The 19,724-nt window shown below is 63.8% G+C and carries 31 protein-coding genes; 28 read left to right on the top strand and 3 right to left on the bottom strand.

All coding sequences use genetic code 11. The features are described 5' to 3' along the window. The 27 genes from rplB (at position 1) to dsbD (ending at position 15,227) form a co-directional block, all read left to right on the top strand. Entirely contained in the window at positions 1–831 is an 831-nt protein-coding gene (gene rplB, locus AC1Q7H_RS16565) for a 50S ribosomal protein L2 (protein WP_013958245.1), read from the top strand. 22 nt (positions 832–853) lie between these two features. Then, positions 854–1,129 carry a 30S ribosomal protein S19 gene (gene rpsS, locus AC1Q7H_RS16560; protein ID WP_010812394.1) on the top strand — a complete coding sequence of 92 codons (276 nt, stop codon included), beginning with the start codon at positions 854–856 and terminating at the stop codon, positions 1,127–1,129. 9 nt (positions 1,130–1,138) lie between these two features. Beyond that, positions 1,139–1,468: a 50S ribosomal protein L22 gene (rplV, locus tag AC1Q7H_RS16555; RefSeq protein ID WP_013958244.1), complete on the top strand. Its 330-nt coding sequence runs from the start codon at positions 1,139–1,141 to the stop codon at positions 1,466–1,468. A gap of 9 nt (positions 1,469–1,477) precedes the next feature. Then, positions 1,478–2,278 carry a 30S ribosomal protein S3 gene (gene rpsC, locus AC1Q7H_RS16550; RefSeq protein ID WP_013958243.1) on the top strand — a complete coding sequence of 267 codons (801 nt, stop codon included), beginning with the start codon at positions 1,478–1,480 and terminating at the stop codon, positions 2,276–2,278. 2 nt (positions 2,279–2,280) lie between these two features. Further along, a complete protein-coding gene (gene rplP, locus AC1Q7H_RS16545; RefSeq protein WP_013958242.1) occupies positions 2,281–2,697 on the top strand; it encodes a 50S ribosomal protein L16 in 417 nt (138 codons plus the stop codon). A gap of 11 nt (positions 2,698–2,708) precedes the next feature. Next, a complete protein-coding gene (rpmC, locus tag AC1Q7H_RS16540) occupies positions 2,709–2,903 on the top strand; it encodes a 50S ribosomal protein L29 (RefSeq protein ID WP_010812390.1) in 195 nt (64 codons plus the stop codon). After that, complete coding sequence (rpsQ, locus tag AC1Q7H_RS16535; protein ID WP_010812389.1) at positions 2,900–3,178, top strand: 30S ribosomal protein S17; 279 nt, start codon at positions 2,900–2,902, stop codon at positions 3,176–3,178. Before rpmC ends, rpsQ begins: the two co-directional genes overlap by 4 nt. Before the next feature lie 279 nt (positions 3,179–3,457). Continuing rightward, a complete protein-coding gene (gene rplN, locus AC1Q7H_RS16530; RefSeq protein ID WP_010812388.1) occupies positions 3,458–3,826 on the top strand; it encodes a 50S ribosomal protein L14 in 369 nt (122 codons plus the stop codon). 9 nt (positions 3,827–3,835) lie between these two features. Further along, positions 3,836–4,144: a 50S ribosomal protein L24 gene (gene rplX / locus AC1Q7H_RS16525; protein WP_010812387.1), complete on the top strand. Its 309-nt coding sequence runs from the start codon at positions 3,836–3,838 to the stop codon at positions 4,142–4,144. A gap of 25 nt (positions 4,145–4,169) precedes the next feature. Further along, positions 4,170–4,712 carry a 50S ribosomal protein L5 gene (rplE, locus tag AC1Q7H_RS16520; protein ID WP_010812386.1) on the top strand — a complete coding sequence of 181 codons (543 nt, stop codon included), beginning with the start codon at positions 4,170–4,172 and terminating at the stop codon, positions 4,710–4,712. Positions 4,713–4,721: 9 nt separating this feature from the next. Beyond that, on the top strand, positions 4,722–5,027 hold the full coding sequence (gene rpsN, locus AC1Q7H_RS16515) for a 30S ribosomal protein S14 (protein WP_010812385.1): 306 nt from the start codon (positions 4,722–4,724) through the stop codon (positions 5,025–5,027). Between the two features lie 27 nt (positions 5,028–5,054). Further along, complete coding sequence (gene rpsH, locus AC1Q7H_RS16510; RefSeq protein WP_010812384.1) at positions 5,055–5,450, top strand: 30S ribosomal protein S8; 396 nt, start codon at positions 5,055–5,057, stop codon at positions 5,448–5,450. A gap of 10 nt (positions 5,451–5,460) precedes the next feature. Then, positions 5,461–5,994 carry a 50S ribosomal protein L6 gene (gene rplF, locus AC1Q7H_RS16505; RefSeq protein ID WP_010812383.1) on the top strand — a complete coding sequence of 178 codons (534 nt, stop codon included), beginning with the start codon at positions 5,461–5,463 and terminating at the stop codon, positions 5,992–5,994. Between the two features lie 11 nt (positions 5,995–6,005). Next, positions 6,006–6,362, top strand: coding sequence for a 50S ribosomal protein L18 (rplR, locus tag AC1Q7H_RS16500; RefSeq protein WP_010812382.1), 357 nt, complete (start codon positions 6,006–6,008; stop codon positions 6,360–6,362). Positions 6,363–6,383: 21 nt separating this feature from the next. After that, a complete protein-coding gene (gene rpsE, locus AC1Q7H_RS16495) occupies positions 6,384–6,902 on the top strand; it encodes a 30S ribosomal protein S5 (RefSeq protein WP_006160449.1) in 519 nt (172 codons plus the stop codon). A gap of 10 nt (positions 6,903–6,912) precedes the next feature. Continuing rightward, positions 6,913–7,095, top strand: a complete 183-nt coding sequence (gene rpmD / locus AC1Q7H_RS16490; protein ID WP_010812381.1) for a 50S ribosomal protein L30 — start codon at positions 6,913–6,915, stop codon at positions 7,093–7,095. Positions 7,096–7,117: 22 nt separating this feature from the next. Further along, complete coding sequence (gene rplO / locus AC1Q7H_RS16485) at positions 7,118–7,552, top strand: 50S ribosomal protein L15 (RefSeq protein ID WP_010812380.1); 435 nt, start codon at positions 7,118–7,120, stop codon at positions 7,550–7,552. Between the two features lie 43 nt (positions 7,553–7,595). Beyond that, positions 7,596–8,939, top strand: coding sequence for a preprotein translocase subunit SecY (secY, locus tag AC1Q7H_RS16480; protein ID WP_013958241.1), 1,344 nt, complete (start codon positions 7,596–7,598; stop codon positions 8,937–8,939). A gap of 23 nt (positions 8,940–8,962) precedes the next feature. Beyond that, the gene (gene infA, locus AC1Q7H_RS16475) at positions 8,963–9,181 is read left to right on the top strand and encodes a translation initiation factor IF-1 (RefSeq protein WP_010812378.1); all 219 of its coding nucleotides are present in this window, start codon (positions 8,963–8,965) and stop codon (positions 9,179–9,181) included. Positions 9,182–9,211: 30 nt separating this feature from the next. Continuing rightward, positions 9,212–9,328 (top strand): 50S ribosomal protein L36, encoded by a 117-nt coding sequence (rpmJ, locus tag AC1Q7H_RS16470; protein WP_008642959.1) that lies wholly within the window; start codon positions 9,212–9,214, stop codon positions 9,326–9,328. 19 nt (positions 9,329–9,347) lie between these two features. Then, complete coding sequence (gene rpsM / locus AC1Q7H_RS16465) at positions 9,348–9,713, top strand: 30S ribosomal protein S13 (RefSeq protein ID WP_010812377.1); 366 nt, start codon at positions 9,348–9,350, stop codon at positions 9,711–9,713. A gap of 24 nt (positions 9,714–9,737) precedes the next feature. After that, complete coding sequence (gene rpsK, locus AC1Q7H_RS16460) at positions 9,738–10,136, top strand: 30S ribosomal protein S11 (RefSeq protein WP_010812376.1); 399 nt, start codon at positions 9,738–9,740, stop codon at positions 10,134–10,136. A gap of 302 nt (positions 10,137–10,438) precedes the next feature. Further along, positions 10,439–11,062 (top strand): 30S ribosomal protein S4, encoded by a 624-nt coding sequence (gene rpsD / locus AC1Q7H_RS16455; protein WP_013958240.1) that lies wholly within the window; start codon positions 10,439–10,441, stop codon positions 11,060–11,062. A 167-nt stretch (positions 11,063–11,229) separates the two neighbouring features. Continuing rightward, on the top strand, positions 11,230–12,210 hold the full coding sequence (locus tag AC1Q7H_RS16450) for a DNA-directed RNA polymerase subunit alpha (RefSeq protein WP_010812374.1): 981 nt from the start codon (positions 11,230–11,232) through the stop codon (positions 12,208–12,210). 135 nt (positions 12,211–12,345) lie between these two features. Continuing rightward, entirely contained in the window at positions 12,346–12,741 is a 396-nt protein-coding gene (rplQ, locus tag AC1Q7H_RS16445; protein ID WP_010812373.1) for a 50S ribosomal protein L17, read from the top strand. A gap of 121 nt (positions 12,742–12,862) precedes the next feature. Then, a complete protein-coding gene (gene cutA, locus AC1Q7H_RS16440) occupies positions 12,863–13,246 on the top strand; it encodes a divalent-cation tolerance protein CutA (protein WP_013958239.1) in 384 nt (127 codons plus the stop codon). Between the two features lie 73 nt (positions 13,247–13,319). Then, positions 13,320–15,227, top strand: a complete 1,908-nt coding sequence (gene dsbD / locus AC1Q7H_RS16435; RefSeq protein WP_211980377.1) for a protein-disulfide reductase DsbD — start codon at positions 13,320–13,322, stop codon at positions 15,225–15,227. 21 nt (positions 15,228–15,248) lie between these two features. Here dsbD and AC1Q7H_RS16430 read toward each other — a convergent pair whose 3' ends face one another. From AC1Q7H_RS16430 to yihA, 3 genes are all read right to left on the bottom strand, one after another. Then, positions 15,249–16,460: a magnesium transporter CorA family protein gene (locus AC1Q7H_RS16430; RefSeq protein ID WP_013958237.1), complete on the bottom strand. Its 1,212-nt coding sequence runs from the start codon at positions 16,458–16,460 to the stop codon at positions 15,249–15,251. Between the two features lie 22 nt (positions 16,461–16,482). Continuing rightward, the gene (gene hemB, locus AC1Q7H_RS16425) at positions 16,483–17,475 is read right to left on the bottom strand and encodes a porphobilinogen synthase (RefSeq protein ID WP_010812369.1); all 993 of its coding nucleotides are present in this window, start codon (positions 17,473–17,475) and stop codon (positions 16,483–16,485) included. 264 nt (positions 17,476–17,739) lie between these two features. Further along, positions 17,740–18,441 carry a ribosome biogenesis GTP-binding protein YihA/YsxC gene (gene yihA, locus AC1Q7H_RS16420; protein ID WP_013958236.1) on the bottom strand — a complete coding sequence of 234 codons (702 nt, stop codon included), beginning with the start codon at positions 18,439–18,441 and terminating at the stop codon, positions 17,740–17,742. Positions 18,442–18,941: 500 nt separating this feature from the next. Here yihA and AC1Q7H_RS16415 point away from each other — a divergent pair, with 500 nt between their 5' ends. After that, positions 18,942–19,601, top strand: a complete 660-nt coding sequence (locus tag AC1Q7H_RS16415; protein WP_010812367.1) for a c-type cytochrome — start codon at positions 18,942–18,944, stop codon at positions 19,599–19,601. Positions 19,602–19,724 lie beyond the last annotated feature (123 nt).

Here is a 19,724-nt window from a genome sequence, read left to right as displayed (position 1 = left end):
ATGGCACTCGTCAAGACCAAGCCGACTTCCCCGGGTCGTCGCTCGATGGTGAAGGTGGTCAACAAGGACCTTCACAAGGGCGCCCCGCACGCTCCGCTGCTGGAAAAGCAATTCCAGAAGTCGGGCCGTAACAACAATGGTCATATCACCACCCGCCACAAGGGCGGTGGTCATAAGCACCACTACCGCGTGGTCGACTTCAAGCGTAACGACAAGGACGGCATCCCCGCCAAGGTCGAACGCCTGGAATACGATCCGAACCGCAGCGCCAATATCGCGCTGGTGCTGTTCGCCGACGGCGAGCGCCGCTACATCATCGCCACCAAGGGCATGGTTGCCGGTCAGCAACTGCTGAACGGCTCGGAAGCGCCGATCAAGGCCGGTAACAACTTGCCGATCCGCAACATTCCGGTCGGTACCACGATCAACAACGTGGAAATGCTGCCGGGCAAGGGTTCGCAGATCGCACGTGCCGCCGGCGGTTCCGCCGTGCTGCTGGCTCGTGAAGGCCTGTACGCCCAGGTTCGCCTGCGCTCCGGTGAAGTGCGCCGCGTGCACATCGAGTGCCGCGCCACCATCGGTGAAGTGGGCAACGAAGAGCACAGCCTGCGCGTCATCGGCAAGGCCGGTGCCACCCGCTGGCGCGGTATCCGCCCGACGGTGCGTGGTGTCGTGATGAACCCGGTGGATCACCCGCACGGTGGTGGTGAAGGCAAGACCGCCGCTGGTCGCGATCCGGTTTCGCCGTGGGGTACCCCGGCCAAGGGTTACCGTACCCGCAGCAACAAGCGCACGGACAGCATGATCGTCCAGAAGCGCCACAAGCGTTAATCGGTAGGTAGGAGCTAAAGATATGACTCGTTCCGCTAAAAAGGGTCCGTTCTGCGACGCCCACCTGCTGAAGAAGGTGGAAGTCGCCTCGAGCGGCAAGGACAAGAAGCCCATCAAGACTTGGTCGCGTCGCTCGACCATTCTGCCGGAGTTCATTGGCCTGACGATCGCCGTGCACAACGGCCGTCAACACGTGCCGGTGTACGTTACGGAAAACATGGTTGGCCACAAGCTCGGTGAATTTGCGATTACCCGCACGTTCAAGGGCCACGCGGCTGACAAGAAAGCGAAGAGGTAAGGTGCCATCATGGAAGTGAAAGCGATTCATCGCGGTGCCCGCATCTCCGCCCAGAAGACGCGCCTGGTCGCTGACCAGATCCGTGGTCTGCCGATCGAGCGCGCGCTCAATGTCCTGCAGTTCAGCCCGAAAAAGGCTGCCGGGATCGTGAAGAAGGTGGTCGAATCGGCCATCGCCAACGCTGAGCACAACGAAGGCGCCGACATCGACGAACTGAAGGTCAAATCGATCTTCGTCGACAAGGCAACCTCGCTCAAGCGCTTCACCGCACGGGCGAAGGGCCGCGGCAACCGCATCGAGAAACAAACCTGTCACATCACTGTGACGCTCGGCAACTAAGGAGTCACGATGGGACAGAAGATTCATCCGACTGGCTTCCGCCTGGCTGTCAGCCGTAACTGGGCTTCGCGCTGGTACGCCAGCAACACGAAGTTCGCCGGCATGCTGAAGGAAGACATCGAAGTTCGAGACTTCCTGAAGAAGAAGCTGAAGAACGCATCGGTTGGCCGCGTCGTGATCGAGCGCCCCGCCCGCAACGCACGCATCACCATTTACAGCTCGCGTCCGGGCGTGGTGATCGGCAAGAAGGGTGAGGACATCGAACTGCTCAAGGCTGAACTGCAGCGTCGCATGGGCGTGCCCGTGCACGTGAACATCGAGGAAATCCGCAAGCCGGAAACCGATGCTCAGCTGATCGCCGACTCGATCACCCAGCAGCTCGAGCGCCGCATCATGTTCCGCCGCGCCATGAAGCGCGCGATGCAGAATGCGATGCGCCTGGGCGCCCAGGGTATCAAGATCATGAGCGCCGGCCGTCTGAACGGTATCGAAATCGCACGTACCGAGTGGTACCGCGAAGGCCGTGTGCCCCTGCACACCCTGCGCGCCGACATCGACTACGGTTTCTCCGAAGCAGAAACCACCTACGGCATCATCGGTGTCAAGGTGTGGGTCTACAAGGGTGATCACCTCGGCCGCAATGACGCGCCGGTGGTGGAAGAGCCGCAAGACGACCGTCGTCGTCGCCCGGGTCGTCCGGAAGGCCGCCGCCGTGAAGGCGAAGGCCGCCCGGGTGGCAACCGTCGCGGTGGCGCCGGTGCAGGTGCCGGTCGCCGCGGTGCGCCTGGCGATGCGAAGAGTGGAGAATAACGATGCTGCAACCTAAGCGCAGAAAATACCGCAAGGAGCAGAAGGGCCGCAACACGGGTAAGGCTACCCGTGGTAACGCCGTGTCTTTCGGCGAATTCGGCCTGAAGGCCATGGGCCGTGGCCGCCTGACGGCTCGTCAGATCGAGTCGGCACGTCGTGCGATGACCCGCCACATCAAGCGTGGCGGCCGCATCTGGATCCGGATCTTCCCGGACAAGCCGATCTCGAAGAAGCCTGCCGAAGTCCGTATGGGTAACGGTAAGGGCAATCCGGAGTATTACGTGGCTGAAATCCAGCCGGGTAAGATGCTGTACGAAATGGATGGCGTGACCGAAGACCTGGCGCGTGAGGCGTTCCGCCTCGCAGCCGCCAAGCTGCCGATCGCCACCAATTTCGTGGTGCGCCAGGTCGGGACGTAAGGAGAGCAGGGATGAAAGCATCCGAACTTCGCGGCAAGGACGCCGCCGGGCTGAACCAGGAGCTCTCCGAGCTGCTGAAGGCCCAATTTAGCCTGCGCATGCAAAAGGCGACCCAACAGCTGCAGAACACCAGCCAGCTGAAAAAGGTTCGCAAGGACATCGCGCGTGTGCAAACCGTGCTGACTCAAAAGGCAAACGCGAAATGACTGAAGCTGCACAAACGGAAAAGTCGCTTCGCCGTACCCTGGTCGGCCGTGTCGTGAGCGACAAGATGGACAAGACCGTTACGGTCTTGGTGGAAAACCGCGTCAAGCATCCTCTGTACGGCAAGTACGTGCTGCGTTCGAAGAAGTACCACGCACACGACGAAGCCAACCAGTACAAGGAAGGCGACAAGGTCGAGATCCAGGAAGGCCGTCCGCTGTCGCGGACCAAGTCCTGGGTGGTTTCCCGGCTGGTAGAGGCTGCACGCGTCATCTAAGAACAACACGTTCTTAGCTTGACTTGCAAGTCCAGGATTATGTAGCTATAATCCTGGACTTCCGCTTTGTTGCGTTCGCCTTTGTAGTACCACCCGGGCGGGCCTGTGAAGCGAGCCAGGGCCGAGCGGCCTCAGCAAGTTGTTGAGATCGCCTGGTTCCTACCGACTTCAAAGTTGATCAACCCATACGGAGCTGGCGCAATGCCGGAGCCGACGGGACCAAGACTGACCGATGGGCGCTTTTTGCACCTGACGGATTAAGTTGGGAAGACAAACACCATGATTCAGACAGAAAGCCGGCTCGAAGTAGCCGATAACACTGGTGCGCGCGAAGTGCTGTGCATCAAGGTGCTGGGTGGCTCCAAGCGCCGCTACGCAAGCGTTGGCGACATCATCAAGGTGACCGTCAAGGACGCAGCGCCGCGCGGTCGCGTGAAGAAGGGCGACATCTACAACGCCGTCGTCGTGCGTACCGCCAAGGGCGTGCGCCGCGCTGACGGTTCGCTGATCAAGTTCGACGGCAACGCCGCCGTCCTGCTGAACAACAAGCTCGAGCCGATCGGCACCCGTATCTTCGGGCCGGTGACTCGTGAACTCCGTACCGAGCGCTTCATGAAGATCGTGTCGCTCGCTCCGGAAGTGCTGTAAGGAGCCGCCATGAACAAGATTCGCAAAGGCGACGAAGTCATTGTGCTGACCGGCAAGGACAAGGGCAAGCGCGGTACCGTGCAAGCCGTCCTGGGCGACAAGGTTGCGGTGCAAGGCGTGAACATCGCCAAGAAGCATGCCCGCCCGAACCCGATGCTGGGCACTACCGGTGGTGTGGTCGACAAGGTCATGCCCCTGCATATTTCCAACGTTGCGCTCGTGGATGCCAATGGCAAGCCGTCGCGCGTCGGCATCAAGGTGGAAGACGGCAAGCGCGTGCGCGTGCTGAAGACCACCGGCGCCGTCGTGGCAGCTTGATTCTGGGCACGTATAGGAGTTGAGCATGGCAGCACGTCTGCAAGAGTTTTACAAAGAACAGGTTGTGCCGAAGCTGATCGAACAGTTCGGCTACAAGTCGGTCATGGAAGTGCCGCGCATCACCAAGATCACCCTGAACATGGGTCTTGGCGAAGCCATCAATGACAAGAAGATCATTGAGAACGCCGTGGGCGACCTGACCAAGATCGCCGGTCAGAAGCCGGTCGTGACGAAGGCCAAGAAGGCTATCGCCGGCTTCAAGATCCGCCAGGGCTACCCCATCGGTGCGATGGTGACCCTGCGCGGCGAGCGCATGTTCGAATTCCTCGATCGTTTCGTTACCGTGGCCCTGCCGCGCGTGCGTGACTTCCGTGGTGTGTCGGGCCGGTCGTTCGACGGTCGCGGCAACTACAACATCGGTGTGAAAGAGCAGATCATTTTCCCCGAAATCGAGTACGACAAGATCGACGCACTGCGTGGTCTGAACATCAGCATCACGACGACGGCAAAGAACGACGAGGAAGCCAAGGCACTCCTCGGTGCGTTCAAGTTCCCGTTCCGCAATTAAGGGGTAACCGTGGCTAAACTGGCTCTGATTGAACGTGAGAAGAAGCGCGCCAAGCTGGTGGCGAAGTATGCCGCCAAGCGCGCCAACCTCAAGGCCATTATCGACGACCAAGAGAAGTCGGAAGAAGAGCGTTACAGCGCGCGTCTCGAGCTGCAACAGCTCCCGCGCAACGCGAACCCGACTCGCCAGCGTAACCGCTGCGCGATCACCGGTCGTCCCCGCGGTACCTTCCGCAAGTTTGGCCTGGCGCGTAACAAGATCCGCGAAATCGCCTTCAAGGGCGAAATCCCGGGTCTGACGAAAGCCAGCTGGTAATTACGCACAGGCTACAGGAGAAACAGTATGAGCATGAGCGATCCTATCGCCGATATGCTGACGCGCATCCGCAACGCCCAGGGCGTGCAGAAAGCGTCGGTTGTCATGCCGTCGTCGAAGCTGAAAGTGGCAATCGCCAAGGTCCTGAAGGACGAAGGCTACATCGACGACTACGCCGTCCAGGAAGATGGCGGCAAGGCACAACTGAGCATCGGTCTCAAGTACTACGCCGGCCGTCCGGTCATCGAGCGCATTGAGCGCGTCTCGAAGCCCGGCCTGCGCGTGTACAAGGGCCGCAGCGACATCCCCCAAGTGATGAACGGCCTGGGTGTGGCGATCATTTCGACCCCGCAGGGTCTGATGACCGACCGCAAGGCTCGCGCCACTGGCGTGGGCGGCGAAGTTCTCTGCTACGTCGCTTAAGGAGAGAACCATGTCCCGTGTAGGTAAGGCTCCCATCGCGCTCCCCAAGGGCGCGGAAGTGAACGTGGCGGCTGGCGTGCTCTCCGTAAAGGGCCCGCTCGGCACGCTGTCGCAGCCGATTCACAGCCTGGTCAAGGTCAATGTCGAAAATGACACGCTGACCTTCAGCCCGGCTGACGAATCGCGTGAAGCAAACGCTCTGCAGGGCACCATGCGTGCTCTGGTGGCCAACATGGTCAAGGGCGTAACCACCGGTTTCGAGCGCAAGCTGAACCTCGTCGGCGTGGGCTATCGTGCCCAGCTGCAAGGCGCTGCGCTGAAGCTCCAGCTTGGTTTCTCGCACGACGTGATCCATGAGATGCCGGAAGGCGTGAAGGCGGAAACGCCGACGCAGACCGAGATCATCATCAAGGGTGCGGACAAGCAGAAAGTCGGTCAGGTTGCCGCGGAAGTCCGCGCGTACCGCCCGCCTGAGCCCTACAAGGGCAAGGGTGTGCGTTACTCGGACGAGCGCGTCATCCTGAAGGAAACCAAGAAGAAGTAAGGGGTGCAATGATGAACAAGAAAGACGCTCGTTTGCGCCGTGCACGTCAGACCCGCGCCAAGATCGCGGAGATGAAAGTCAATCGTCTGACCGTGTTCCGTACGAATTCGCATATTTACGCCCAGGTTTTCTCGGAGTGCGGCACCAAGGTGCTGGCTTCCGCGTCGACCGCCGAGGTGGAAGTGCGCAAGGAACTGGATGGCAAGGGCGCTACCGCCGCTGCCGCCACCGTGGTTGGCAAGCGCATCGCCGAAAAGGCGAAGGCTGCCGGCGTGGAAACCGTCGCGTTCGATCGCGCCGGCTTCCGTTTCCATGGCCGCGTTAAGGCCCTGGCAGACGCCGCCCGCGAAGCCGGCCTGAAGTTCTAAGCGCATAGAGAGAGATACGTCATGGCAAAGATGCAAGCAAAAGTCCAACAGGACGAACGCGACGACGGCCTCCGCGAGAAGATGATCTCGGTCAACCGCGTCACCAAGGTGGTGAAGGGTGGCCGGATTCTCGGTTTCGCTGCGCTGACCGTGGTTGGTGACGGCGATGGCCGCATCGGCATGGGCAAGGGCAAGGCTAAGGAAGTGCCGGTTGCTGTTCAGAAGGCAATGGACGAAGCCCGTCGCAAGATGGTCAAGGTCTCGCTGAAGAACGGCACGCTGCAACACGAAGTCGTTGGCAAGCACGGCGCCGCCAAGGTGCTGATGATGCCCGCCAAGGAAGGTACCGGCGTGATCGCCGGCGGCCCGATGCGCGCGATCTTCGAAGTGATGGGCGTCACCAACGTGGTGACCAAGTCGCACGGTTCCACCAACCCGTACAACATGGTTCGCGCCACGCTGGACGGCCTTCAGAAGATGAGCACGCCGGGCGAAATCGCCGCCAAGCGTGGCAAGTCGGTCGAAGACATCCTGGGTTAAGGTGAACGCAATGTCGCAGAAAACCGTAAAAGTGCAACTCGTGCGCAGCCTGATCGGCACGCGCGAGGATCATCGCGCCACTGTTCGTGGCCTGGGCCTGCGCCGCATCAACTCGGTGTCGGAGCTGCAGGACACGCCCGCTGTGCGCGGCATGATCAACAAGGTCTCGTACCTGGTCAAGGTTCTGGCCTGATACCGGGAACTCGGAGAGCAAGATGCAACTGAACAACCTGAAACCGGCCGCCGGTTCGAAGCACGCCAAGCGTCGCGTCGGCCGCGGTATCGGCTCCGGCCTGGGCAAGACTGCCGGTCGCGGCCACAAGGGTCAGAAGTCGCGTTCGGGCGGCTTCCACAAGGTGGGCTTCGAAGGCGGTCAAATGCCGCTGTATCGTCGTCTGCCCAAGCGCGGCTTCACCTCGCTGACCAAGGCGTTCAACGCCGAAGTCACGCTGCGTGACATCGAGCGCCTGGAAGCGGCCGAAGTCGATCTGCTGGTCCTGAAGCAAGCTGGCCTGGTGGGCGAGCTGGTCAAGAGCGCCAAGGTCATCAAGGCTGGCGAACTGACCCGCAAGGTGACGATCAAGGGTCTGGGCGCCACCGCTGGCGCCAAGGCCGCGATCGAAGCCGCCGGCGGCCAGATCGCAGCCTGACAGGCATTTATCGCAGCATAGGCAGTCATAGTCGGAGCATCGTTTGGCCACGGCGAAACCCAATGCAAGCGCGCAAGCCAGGAACACGGCGAAGTACGGCGACCTCAAGCGCCGGCTGATGTTCCTGGTGCTGGCCCTGATCGTGTACCGCATCGGCGCTCATATTCCGGTGCCCGGTATCGATCCGGAGCAGCTTGCGAAGCTTTTCCAGAGTCAGTCGGGTGGCATCCTCGGGATGTTCAACCTGTTCTCGGGCGGGGCGCTGTCGCGCTTTACCGTCTTCGCGCTCGGCATCATGCCGTACATCTCGGCGTCGATCATCATGCAGTTGCTGACGATCGTGCTGCCGCAGCTGGAAGCGCTGAAGAAGGAAGGGCAGGCAGGGCAACGCAAGATCACGCAGTACACGCGCTACGGCACCGTGGTCCTGGCCACGTTCCAGGCGCTGTCGATTGCGGTGGCGCTGGAATCGCAGCCTGGGCTGGTGCTGGATCCGGGCCTGATGTTCAGGGCCACGGCAGTGATCACGCTGGTGACCGGTACGATGTTCCTGATGTGGCTGGGTGAGCAGATCACCGAGCGTGGTCTGGGCAACGGCATCTCGATCATCATCTTTGGCGGTATCGCGGCGGGCCTGCCCAACGCGATCGGCGGACTGTTCGAACTGGTCCGTACGGGTTCCATGAGCATCATCGCGGCGATCTTCATCGTGGCGATCGTGATCGGTGTGACCTTCGCCGTGGTGTTTGTCGAGCGGGGCCAGCGCAAGATCCTGGTGAACTATGCCAAGCGTCAGGTCGGCAACAAGGTGTACGGCGGCCAGTCGTCGCACCTGCCGCTGAAGCTGAACATGGCAGGGGTGATTCCGCCGATCTTCGCATCGTCGATCATCCTGTTCCCGGCGACGATTGCAGGCTGGTTCACGTCCCAGTCGACGGGTGCGGTTGGCCGGTTCGTCAAGGACCTGGCTGCCACGCTGTCGCCGGGCCAGCCGGTCTACATCCTGCTGTACGCTGCTGCGATTGTATTTTTCTGCTTCTTCTATACGGCCCTGGTGTACAACAGCCGTGAAGTGGCAGACAACCTGAAGAAAAGCGGTGCCTTCATTCCGGGCATTCGTCCGGGCGAGCAGACGACGCGCTATATCGACAAGATTCTGGTGCGCCTGACGCTGGCTGGTGCGGTCTATATCACACTGGTCTGCCTGTTGCCGGAATTCCTGGTGCTGCGGTGGAACGTTCCGTTCTACTTTGGCGGAACCTCGCTGCTGATCATCGTGGTCGTCACGATGGACTTCATGGCTCAGGTTCAGTCTTACGTGATGTCGCAGCAATATGAGTCGCTGCTGAAGAAGGCGAATTTCAAGGGCAATCTGACCTTGCGCTGACTTCGGATCGGTACAGGCTAGGTATGGCAAAAGACGACGTCATCCAGATGCAGGGGGAGGTCCTGGAAAACCTGCCCAATGCGACGTTCCGGGTCAAGCTGGAGAATGGCCACGTAGTACTGGGCCATATCTCCGGCAAGATGCGAATGAACTACATCCGGATTCTTCCGGGTGACAAGGTGACGGTCGAGCTGACCCCATATGATCTGTCGCGCGCACGAATCGTCTTCCGGACGAAGTGAGCGAACAGGAATTGAAGGAAGAGGAAAATTATGAAAGTGCTGGCTTCTGTTAAGCGCATTTGCCGCAACTGCAAAATCATCAAGCGCAACGGTGTCGTGCGCGTGATCTGCTCGTCGGATCCCCGCCACAAGCAACGCCAAGGCTAATCGGAAAGAGGATTGACGAATGGCACGTATCGCAGGGGTTAACATCCCGAACCACAAGCACACCGAAATCGGCCTGACGGCCATTTATGGTGTCGGCCGCTCGCGCGCTCGCAAGATTTGCGAGGCCACCGGTGTACCGTTTGACAAGAAGGTCAAGGATCTGACCGACGCCGACCTGGAAAAGCTTCGTGACGAAGTGGGCAAGGTCACGGTCGAGGGTGACCTGCGTCGTGAAACCACGATGAACATCAAGCGTCTGATGGACCTTGGTTGCTATCGTGGCATGCGTCACCGCAAGGGCCTGCCCATGCGCGGCCAGCGTACCCGGACCAATGCCCGCACCCGCAAGGGTCCGCGCAAGGCCGGCGTGGCTCTGAAGAAGTAAAGCCGAAGGCAGAGGAAGAAACTAATGGCAAAAGGTCCGAATAACGCCGCTCGCGCGCGTAAAAAGGTCAAGAAGAACGTTGCCGACGGCATTGCGCACGTCCACGCCTCGTTCAACAACACCATCATCACGATCACCGATCGCCAGGGCAACGCCCTGTCGTGGGCGACCGCCGGTGGCCAGGGCTTCAAGGGTTCGCGCAAGTCGACCCCGTTCGCTGCCCAGGTTGCTGCCGAGAACGCCGGCCGCGTGGCGCAAGACCAGGGCATCAAGAACCTGGAAGTGCGCATCAAGGGCCCGGGCCCGGGTCGTGAATCGGCTGTCCGCGCGCTGAACGCGCTGGGCATCAAGATCGCGATCATCGAAGACGTCACGCCGATTCCGCATAACGGCTGCCGTCCGCCGAAGCGCCGCCGCATCTGAGCGTTGGTGTGTCCGGGCCCGGTGGGTTTACCTGCCGGTTCCGGATATGGTAGTATCGCGCGCTGACCTGCTGCATTTTAATGCGGCAGGTTTTCGTTTTGCGTCGAAGGAATGTCGCTTACGGCACATTCCCATGCCGGCGCACTGTACATGCTTGCAGCGTCGTTCCCGGCAACGGGGCGCGCTTAATAAGCCCACCGTCCGTCACGGTCTCCCGGGTGCAGAAATGCACTGCGGAAGCACTGCGTTGGCGGACTCGCGGCGCGTCTTGAAGGCGTCGCGATCGATCAAAGGAAGACAACGTGGCACGTTATACCGGCCCGAAGGCCAAACTTTCCCGCCGTGAAGGCACCGACCTGTTCCTGAAGAGCGCCCGCCGCTCGCTCGCCGACAAGTGCAAGCTGGACAGCAAGCCCGGCCAGCACGGCCGTACCTCGGGTGCCCGCACCTCCGACTACGGCAACCAGCTGCGTGAAAAGCAGAAGGTCAAGCGCATCTACGGTGTGCTCGAGCGCCAGTTCCGCCGCTACTTCGCCGAAGCCGACCGCCGCAAGGGCAACACCGGCGAAAACCTGCTGCAACTGCTGGAATCGCGCCTGGACAACGTCGTGTACCGCATGGGCTTCGGCTCGACCCGCGCTGAAGCGCGCCAGCTGGTGTCGCACAAGGCGATCCTGGTGAACGGTCAGACCCTGAACGTGCCGTCGGCCCAGATCAAGTCTGGCGACGTCGTCACCATCCGCGAACAGTCGAAGAAGCAAGTCCGTATCGCTGAATCGCTGTCGCTGGCAGAGCAGTCGGGCTTCCCGACCTGGGTGGCGGTGGATTCGAAGAAGTTCGAAGGCACCTTCAAGCAAGTACCGGATCGCGCCGATATCTCGGGCGACATCAACGAAAGCCTGATCGTCGAACTGTACTCGCGTTAATCACGCGAGCGGAACGGCCCAGAGCTTGCGTTCGCCGCAAAGCTTCCCTTTCAGCCCGACGCGCTGTGTGCGCGGTCGGGCTTCGCCCATCTCGCGATGGGATTTTCAGGTTCCAAACGTCAGCCTTATCGGTGTAACGAGCCGAGGGTATTGAAAAGGACAACCTAATGCAAACAGCACTCCTCAAGCCAAAAATCATCGCCGTCGAGCCTCTGGGCGACCATCACGCCAAAGTCGTGATGGAGCCGTTCGAGCGCGGCTACGGCCATACGCTCGGTAACGCCCTGCGTCGCGTGCTGCTGTCGTCGATGGTCGGCTATGCACCGACCGAAGTCACGATCGCTGGGGTGGTCCACGAGTATTCCACCATCGACGGCGTGCAGGAAGACGTCGTTAACCTGCTGCTCAACCTGAAGGGCGTGGTGTTCAAGCTGCACAACCGCGACGAAGTCACGGTGTCGCTGCGCAAGGATGGCGAAGGCGTGGTCACGGCTGCCGATATCGAGCTGCCGCACGACGTCGAGATCATCAACCCGAACCACGTGATCGCCCATCTGTCCGCCGGCGGCAAGCTGGACATGCAGATCAAGGTCGAGCAAGGCCGCGGCTATGTGCCGGGCAACGTGCGCAAGTTCGGCGACGAGTCGGGCAAGGTCATCGGCCGCATCGTGCTGGACGCTTCGTTCTCGCCGGTGCGCCGCGTGTCGTACGCCGTGGAATCCGCTCGCGTGGAACAGCGTACCGACCTGGACAAGCTGGTGATGAACATCGAAACCGACGGCGTGATCTCGCCCGAGGAAGCGATCCGCCAGTCGGCCCGCATCCTGGTCGACCAGCTGTCCGTGTTCGCCGCGCTGGAAGGCACCGAGTCGGCGGCAGAAGCCGCTTCGAGCCGCACGCCGCAGATCGATCCGATCCTGCTGCGCCCGGTCGACGACCTGGAGCTGACGGTGCGTTCGGCCAACTGCCTGAAGGCCGAAAACATCTACTACATCGGCGACCTGATCCAGCGTACCGAGAACGAACTGCTCAAGACCCCGAACCTGGGTCGCAAGTCGCTCAACGAGATCAAGGAAGTCCTCGCCTCGCGTGGCCTGACCCTCGGCATGAAGCTCGAGAACTGGCCGCCCGCAGGTCTGGAGAAGTAATTGTGGTGCGGGGCACTTGTCCCGCACCGCGGTAACCGCCCTGGCTTCGGCCGGGGCTCGTATGACTACCGGCCCGCGTCCAGCCGCATCGGACGATAGAAGAGCTGGTCAAACACTTAACTGAAAGGAATCATCATGCGTCACCGTCATGGTCTGCGGAAACTGAACCGCACCTCGTCGCACCGTCTCGCGATGCTGCGCAACATGTCCAACTCGCTGTTCCAGCACGAGCTGATCAAGACCACCGTGCCCAAGGCCAAGGAACTGCGCAAGGTTGTCGAGCCGCTGATCACGCTGGCCAAGAAGGACACCGTTGCCAACCGCCGCCTGGCTTTCGCCCGCCTGCGCGACCGCGACATGGTCACCAAGCTGTTCACCGAACTGGGCCCGCGCTACGCCACCCGTCCGGGCGGCTACACCCGCATCCTGAAGTTCGGTTTCCGTCAGGGCGACAATGCGCCGATGGCGCTGGTCGAACTGGTGGATCGTCCGGAAATCACCGAAGCCCCGGCCGAAGAAGCCGCGGAATAAGGTAGTTTCCCGCCCGCCGCTGCGGCGACGAGTCCGGGCACACCGCTTACAATCGAGCCAGGCTTCTGCCTGGCTCTTTTGTTTTTTGGGCCGCTGCCGTGCCTGCCGCAAGGAGATGTCGATGCAAAGCCATGCCAGCCAGCCGGATGCCGGCGCCCCGGGCGATCCGGCCGAGGTGATCGTCGTGATCACCAATACCCCCGATGCCGAGACCGCGGCGCACCTGTCGCAGGTAGTGCTGCAGGCGCGCGCCGCCGCCTGCGTGAACCGCCTGGCGCCGGTCGAGTCCGAGTACTGGTGGCAGGGCAAGCTGGAGCGCGCGCAGGAGTGGCCGTTGCTGATCAAGACCACGCGCGCACGCTACGCTGCGCTGGAGGCCGTGATCCGGCAACATCACCCCTACGACGTGCCGGAGCTCATTGCCTGGCCGGTGACGGCGGGTTACGCGCCGTACCTGGCCTGGGTCCGCAGCGAGACCGAGACCGCCGCAGCGCCGGCAAAGTAGGGGGCAACGGCGCCCGCAGCGCAGCAGCAGGTACGCAGGTAACCCCGGTTCAAGACAGACAGGAAACAGCGACATGAACATCGGTTTGGCACTTCCGGAGCGCGCGCGCGGGCAGGACTGGGCGCGGCATATTGCCGCAGCGCTGCTGGCGGCATTGGCCTGGGTGTGCCTGGCGGGCGGCGCGCATGCCGCCACCGAAGACGACTTCCTGCCGCCGGAGCAGGCCTTCCGCTTCGCCGCGAGCCAGCTTGACGACAAGACGGTCGAGGTGCGCTTCGAGGTTGCGCCCGGCTACTACATGTACCGCGAGCGCTTCGCCTTTGCCGCGCAGCCCGCCGACGTAAAGCTGGGAGCGCCGGTGTATCCGCACGGCAAGGTCAAGTTCGACGAGACCTTCGGCAAGGAGATGGAGACCTACCGCGACAGCGTGGTCATCCGCGTGCCGGTGGACGCGGCGCCGGCCGACGGCAAGTGGTCGCTGACGGTCACTTCGCAGGGTTGCGCCGACAAGGGCCTGTGCTATCCGCCGATGGAGAGCGTGTACAAGGTCGGCAGCAGCGGGCTGGCCGACCTGTTCGGCAAGCGCGGGCGCTCGGACGCGCCCGCGGCGGCGCTGGCACCGGAGCCGGCCACGCCCGGCGCGGCGGCGGTGCTGCGTGCCGACGACAGCGACCGCATCGCCGGTGCGCTGGCGAGCCGCAACCTGGCCCTGATCGCGGCGCTGTTCTTCGGCCTGGGCCTGCTGCTGACGTTCACCCCCTGCGTGTTGCCGATGGTGCCGATCCTGTCATCCATCGTGGTGGGCGAGCACGTCACGCGCGGCCGTGCGCTGCTGGTGTCGCTGGCCTACGTGCTGGGCATGGCGGTGGTGTACACAGCGGTCGGCGTGGCTGCCGGGCTGCTGGGCGAGGGCCTGTCGGCCGCGCTGCAGACACCGTGGGTGCTGGGCCTGTTCGCGGCGCTGATGGTGGCGCTGGCGCTCTCGATGTTCGGGCTGTACGAACTGCAACTGCCGCGGCGCTGGCAGACCCGCCTGACCGAATCGTCGAACCGCCGTCAGGGCGGCCAGGTGGCGGGTGCGGCGGCGATGGGCGCGATCTCGGCGCTGATCGTCGGGCCATGCGTCACCGCGCCGCTGGCCGGGGCGCTGGCCTATATCGCGCAATCCCGCGATGCCGTGATCGGCGGCGCGGCGCTGTTCGCCATGGCGCTCGGCATGGGCGTGCCGCTGGTGCTGGTGGGCGTCGGCGCGGGCAACCTACTGCCGCGGGCCGGGCGCTGGATGGAGGTCACCAAGCGCTTCTTCGGCTTCCTGCTGCTGGGCGTGGCGCTGTGGATGCTGGGGCCGGTGCTGCCGGCCTGGGCCTCGATGCTGGCGCTGGCGGTGCTGCTGCTGGTGGCGGCGGTGTTCCTGGGCGCCTTTGACGGCCTGGGCCCGGATCCGCGCAACCTGGCGCGGGTGGGCAAGGGCGTGGGCGTGCTGTTTGCGATCGCAGCGGCGATCGTGCTGATCGGCGTGGCCTCGGGCGGGCGCGATCCGCTGCAGCCGCTGTCGCACCTGAGCGTGGCACGCGGTGGCGCAGAAGCCTCTTCTGGCGCGCAGACGGTGCGCTTCGAGCGCGTGCGCAGCGTGGCCGAGCTCGATGCCCGCGTGGCGCAGGCCGCGGCCGCAGGCAAGCCGGTGCTGCTGGATTTCTACGCCGACTGGTGCGTCAGCTGCAAGGAAATGGAGCACATAACCTTCGTCGATCCGCGCGTGCGCGCGCGGCTGTCGGAGATCGTGCTGCTGCAGGCGGACGTGACCGCCAACAATGCCGACGACAAGGCGCTGCTCAAGCGCTTCGGCCTGTTCGGGCCGCCGGGCATCATCCTGTTCGGGGCCGACGGGCGCGAGCGCCCGGTGCGCGTGATCGGCTACCAGTCGGCCAACCGCTTCTTGGAAAGCCTGGAGCGGGCCTTTGGCACGCGTACCAGTACCTGAGGCGTACCTGGCGCTGCGCTGCTAGCGCTCCAGCCGCCGCCCCAGCGCCCACAGTGCGGCCAGCCCCAGCGCCACGGCGCCCATCAGGCCGATCGACCACCAGAACCCGTCCGGCTCGCGCAGCCAGGGCATGCGGTCGAAGTTCATGCCGAAGACGCCGGTGATCAGCGTCAGGGGCATGAACAGCGCCGTGATCAGCGTCAGCGTGCGCATGGTGCGGTTGGTCCGGTGCGCCACCGCCGAGAAGTGAATCTGCACCGCCGACTCGATCGAATCCTCCAGTCGCCTGGCGTGCGCCAGCACGCGCTGGATGTGCTCCATCACGTCGTTGATGCGCACCAGCAGCACCTCGTCGCGTCCCGGCGCATTGGCCGGGCCGCCGGGCTGGTCGCTGCTGTAGCGGTTATCGAGCAGGCTGTCACGGAATTCCTGCAGCGCGTCGCGTTGCTCTTCGCTCAGGTGTTCCAGCTTGCGCAGCTGGATGCGGGCATCCAGCAGTCCCTCCCAGCTTGAAAAGCTGCGGCGCGAGTTCAGCAGCGCGCGCTGCCAGCGGTCGAGCTGGCGCGTCAGCGGCGCGCGCAGTTCCAGGTAGCGGTCGACCATCGCATTGAGCAGGCGCAGCATCAGGTCCTCGGGCCGGCTGGGCGGGCGCACGCCGTGCAGCAGCGGCTGGCCGTTGCGCACGGGCGTGGCCTGCGGGCGCGGTGCCTGGCACAGCTCCAGCAGGCGCTGGCGCACTTGGTCGACCGTGCGCGACTGCCCCGAGCGCACCGTGACCAGCACCGTGTCGAACATGAAGAACGTGACCGGCTGTGTGTCGATCCTGGCCAGTGCCGGGAGGAAGCCGGGCGGATAGCGCTTCTGGCGGGCGGCAGTCTCGGCAGCAGGCGGCTTCGCCGTGCCGGTCGCGGGATCCTGCGGCTCGGCCTCGGCGATGGCGCGGCTGGTCTCGAAGGTCAGCTTGCGGAAGATCACCATGTCGTACGCATTGGTCGTATCGAAATACGACGGATGCGCGGCATTGGTGGCGTCGGTCAAGTGCAGGTCCAGGATCGGCGCGCCGGCAAGCTGGCGCACGCTCTCGCGCCAGGCATCCGGCGCGGCGGTGACTTCCTCGGTGGAAAAGTCCGCCCAGACGAAGAGCGCGGCGGCATTGCCGTTGAGGAAGTTGCCCGCCTCGGTGAGCGAGGCGAGCGGGTGTACCTGGCTGGCCGAGAAGCCTAGCAGTTCCATAGGCGCTCTGTCCGTTGGCCGCTCAGGCCGTCAGCAGCCGCGCGGCGTCGCGCGCGAAATAGGTCAGGATGCCGTCGGCGCCGGCGCGGCGGAAGGCCAGCAGCGATTCCATCATCACCTTGTCGTGGTCCAGCCAGCCGTTCTGCGCGGCGGCCTTGAGCATCGCGTATTCGCCGCTGACCTGGTAGACGTAGGTGGGGAAGCGGAATTCGTCCTTCACGCGGCGCACGATGTCCAGGTACGGCATGCCGGGCTTGACCATCACCATGTCGGCGCCTTCCAGGATGTCCTGCGCCACTTCGCGCAGGGCTTCGTCGGTATTGGCCGGATCCATCTGGTAGGTCATCTTGTTGCCCTTGCCCAGGTTGGCGGCCGAGCCCACCGCGTCGCGGAAGGGGCCGTAGAACGCCGACGCATACTTGGCCGAGTACGCCATGATGCGCGTATGGATATGGCCGTTGTCTTCCAGCGCCGTGCGCACCGCGCCGATGCGGCCATCCATCATGTCGGATGGGGCCACGATGTCGACACCGGCTTCGGCCTGTGCCAGTGCCTGGCGCACCAGGATCTCGACGGTCACATCGTTGATGACGTAGCCGTTGTCGTCCAGCACGCCGTCCTGGCCGTGGCTGGTGTACGGGTCGAGCGCCACGTCGCAGAGCACGCCGAGCTCGGGGAAGCGGTCCTTGAGCGCGCGCACGGCACGCGGCACCAGGCCCTCGGGGTTGGTGGCCTCGATGCCGTCCGGCGTCTTCAGCGACGGGTCGATCACCGGGAACAGCGCGATCACTGGGATGCCCAGCTTGACGCAGTCTTCGGCCACCGGCATCAGCAGGTCGACCGACACGCGCTCGACGCCCGGCATCGACGCCACCGCCTGGCGCTGGTTCTGGCCGTCGAGGATGAAGACGGGGTAGATCAGGTTGTCCGGAGACAGGCGATGCTCGCGCATCATGCGGCGGGAGAAATCATCGCGGCGCATGCGGCGCGGGCGGTATTCGGGGAAGGTGGACATGGCGGGCTTCTTGACTGTAGAGCTGGACAGGAAAGCGGGCCGGCAAGCACGGCGCGCGCGGCAAAGCGCGGTCCAAGGCGGCTGGCCGAAGAAAAACTAAACTTTTGAGCGTGCCCGCTATCATACTCGCGGACACTTTGCGTTGCGCCCTGCGTGGCGCGGTGTCCCCCGCTACTCCTCCCTGAGCGGGTACCCGCCCCTGCGGCGGGAAAGTTTGTCCCCGTTGCTTGCAGCGGGGCTTTTTTTTGTGTGCTGACCTGGTGATTACACCGCCGGGTCGGCAGCAGGCGGCTCGCTCGTCTCCGCTGCGGACTTGGCTTCGGCCTTCTGCGCTTCCGGCAGGTTCAGCCAGCCGGCGATCACGCCCTGCGCCTCTTCGATGCCGCGGCGCTTCAGGCTGGAGAAGAGCTGTGCCGTCATGGGCACCGGCGTTTCCATCTGCTCGGCGTAGCCCTGCAGCATCTTGCGGGTCTCGCGCAGCGCCTTGGCGTTGTCGCTGTTGGTGAGCTTGTCGGCCTTGGTCAGCAGCACGTGGATGGGGCGCCCCGTCGGCAGGAACCACTCCACCATCTGGCAATCGAGATCCGTGAACGGACGGCGCGCGTCCATCATCAGGATCAGGCCGGACAGTTGCTGGCGCGTCTGCACATAGTCGCTCAGCAGCCCCTGCCAGTGGTACTTGGCCGTGCCCGAGACCTCGGCATAGCCGTAGCCGGGCAGGTCGACCAGGAAGGCGAGCGGGTCGGGCGCCTTGACCGGCGCCACCGAGAAATAGTTGATGTGCTGCGTGCGCCCGGGAGTGCGCGACGAGAACGCCAGCCGCTTCTGGTTGCACAGGATGTTGATGGCCGTGGACTTGCCGGCGTTGGAGCGGCCGGCGAACGCCACCTCCGGCACGGCCGTGGCGGGCAGGTCGCGCAGGTGGTTCACGGTGATGAAGAAGCGGGCCTGGTGAAGAAGGGACATGCGCTAGAGCGGTGGGGCGGGCCGCGGAGGCTGTGCGCATTGCGCAAGCCGGGGCCGGGGTCTCGCCAGGGTGGGATGGCTGGCGGCCTGGGCCGCCCGCCGGGGTTGATCTGGCGCAGCCCGAAAGGGGCATGACAAGGCGCAAGGCATCAATCCGGCACATAACTTATTGTACAATACGCCGGTTAACGGTCTCCTGAACGGGTGACGCGTGGCATCCATGGCCGCGTGCCTTGGCTGCCGTCGTCCGGGCGGGAAGCCTAGTGTGTCGTTCCATCGTGGGCAGGGCCCTTGCCCCGCATTGCGTGTTGCACCGGAGGGTGCGGCGGCGGCGGGAGCGGGCTGGCGGGGTCTGCCGCCACGGCCAGCGCTTTGCGGATCGGTCAGCCGCGCGCGGGTCGCCACGATACCAGCCTTTGCACCGGCGCGTCCTCACCGCCTGCAAAGCGCCGGGCCGGCACGCATCACGGTATCCAAAACAATTCAGAGAAGGTGTGCGAATGAACCGCATTGCGAAGATTCTGGGTGTCCTGGCTTTGGCCGTTCCTGCCGCCGCCCTTTCCGGAATGGCATCTGCCGCAGAGCAGGCCGCCGCAAAGGCTGACCCGGCCAAGGGTGAAACGCTGTACACGCAAGGTGCCCCCGACCGCAATGTGCCCGCCTGCCTGAGCTGCCACGGCGCCGCCGGCAATAGCGCCGCCGCCGCCAACCCGAAGCTGGCCGCCCAGCATCCCGAGTACGTCCACAAGCAGCTGGCCGACTTCAAGTCCAAGGCACGCAACAACGCGATCATGGTGCCGATGGCGTCGGTGCTGACCGACGAGGAAATGCGCAACGTCGGCGCCTACCTGGCCAAGCAGTCGCTCAAGCCGGCGACCGCCAAGAACAAGGACACCATCGAAGCCGGCCAGAAGATCTACCGCGGCGGCATCGCTGCCAAGGGCGTGCCCGCCTGCGCCGCCTGCCACGGTCCTACTGCCGCCGGCATTCCCGCCCAGTACCCGCGCATCGGCGGCCAGTGGGCGGACTATACCGAAGCACAACTGGTGGCATTCCGCCAGGGCACCCGCAAGAACAACCCGGTCATGACGACCATCGCCGCCAAGATGTCGGATGCCGAGATCAAGGCGGTGGCGGATTACGTCGCCGGCGTTCGATAACGATTCCGCGACTCCGCTGGCGCCCGCCAGGCGCCGGCGCGTTGGTCTGGCGGCCCCCGTTCCGGCGGGTGTGCCGCGGCATGCAACCGAACGCGCCTGTCACAATCGAAAAGGGTGGCCTGC

The organism is Cupriavidus sp. GW823-FHT06D04 (assembly GCF_058795055.1).
Note: the sequence above shows the minus strand (reverse complement) of the source record. Positions and strands in the feature narration are given on the sequence as shown.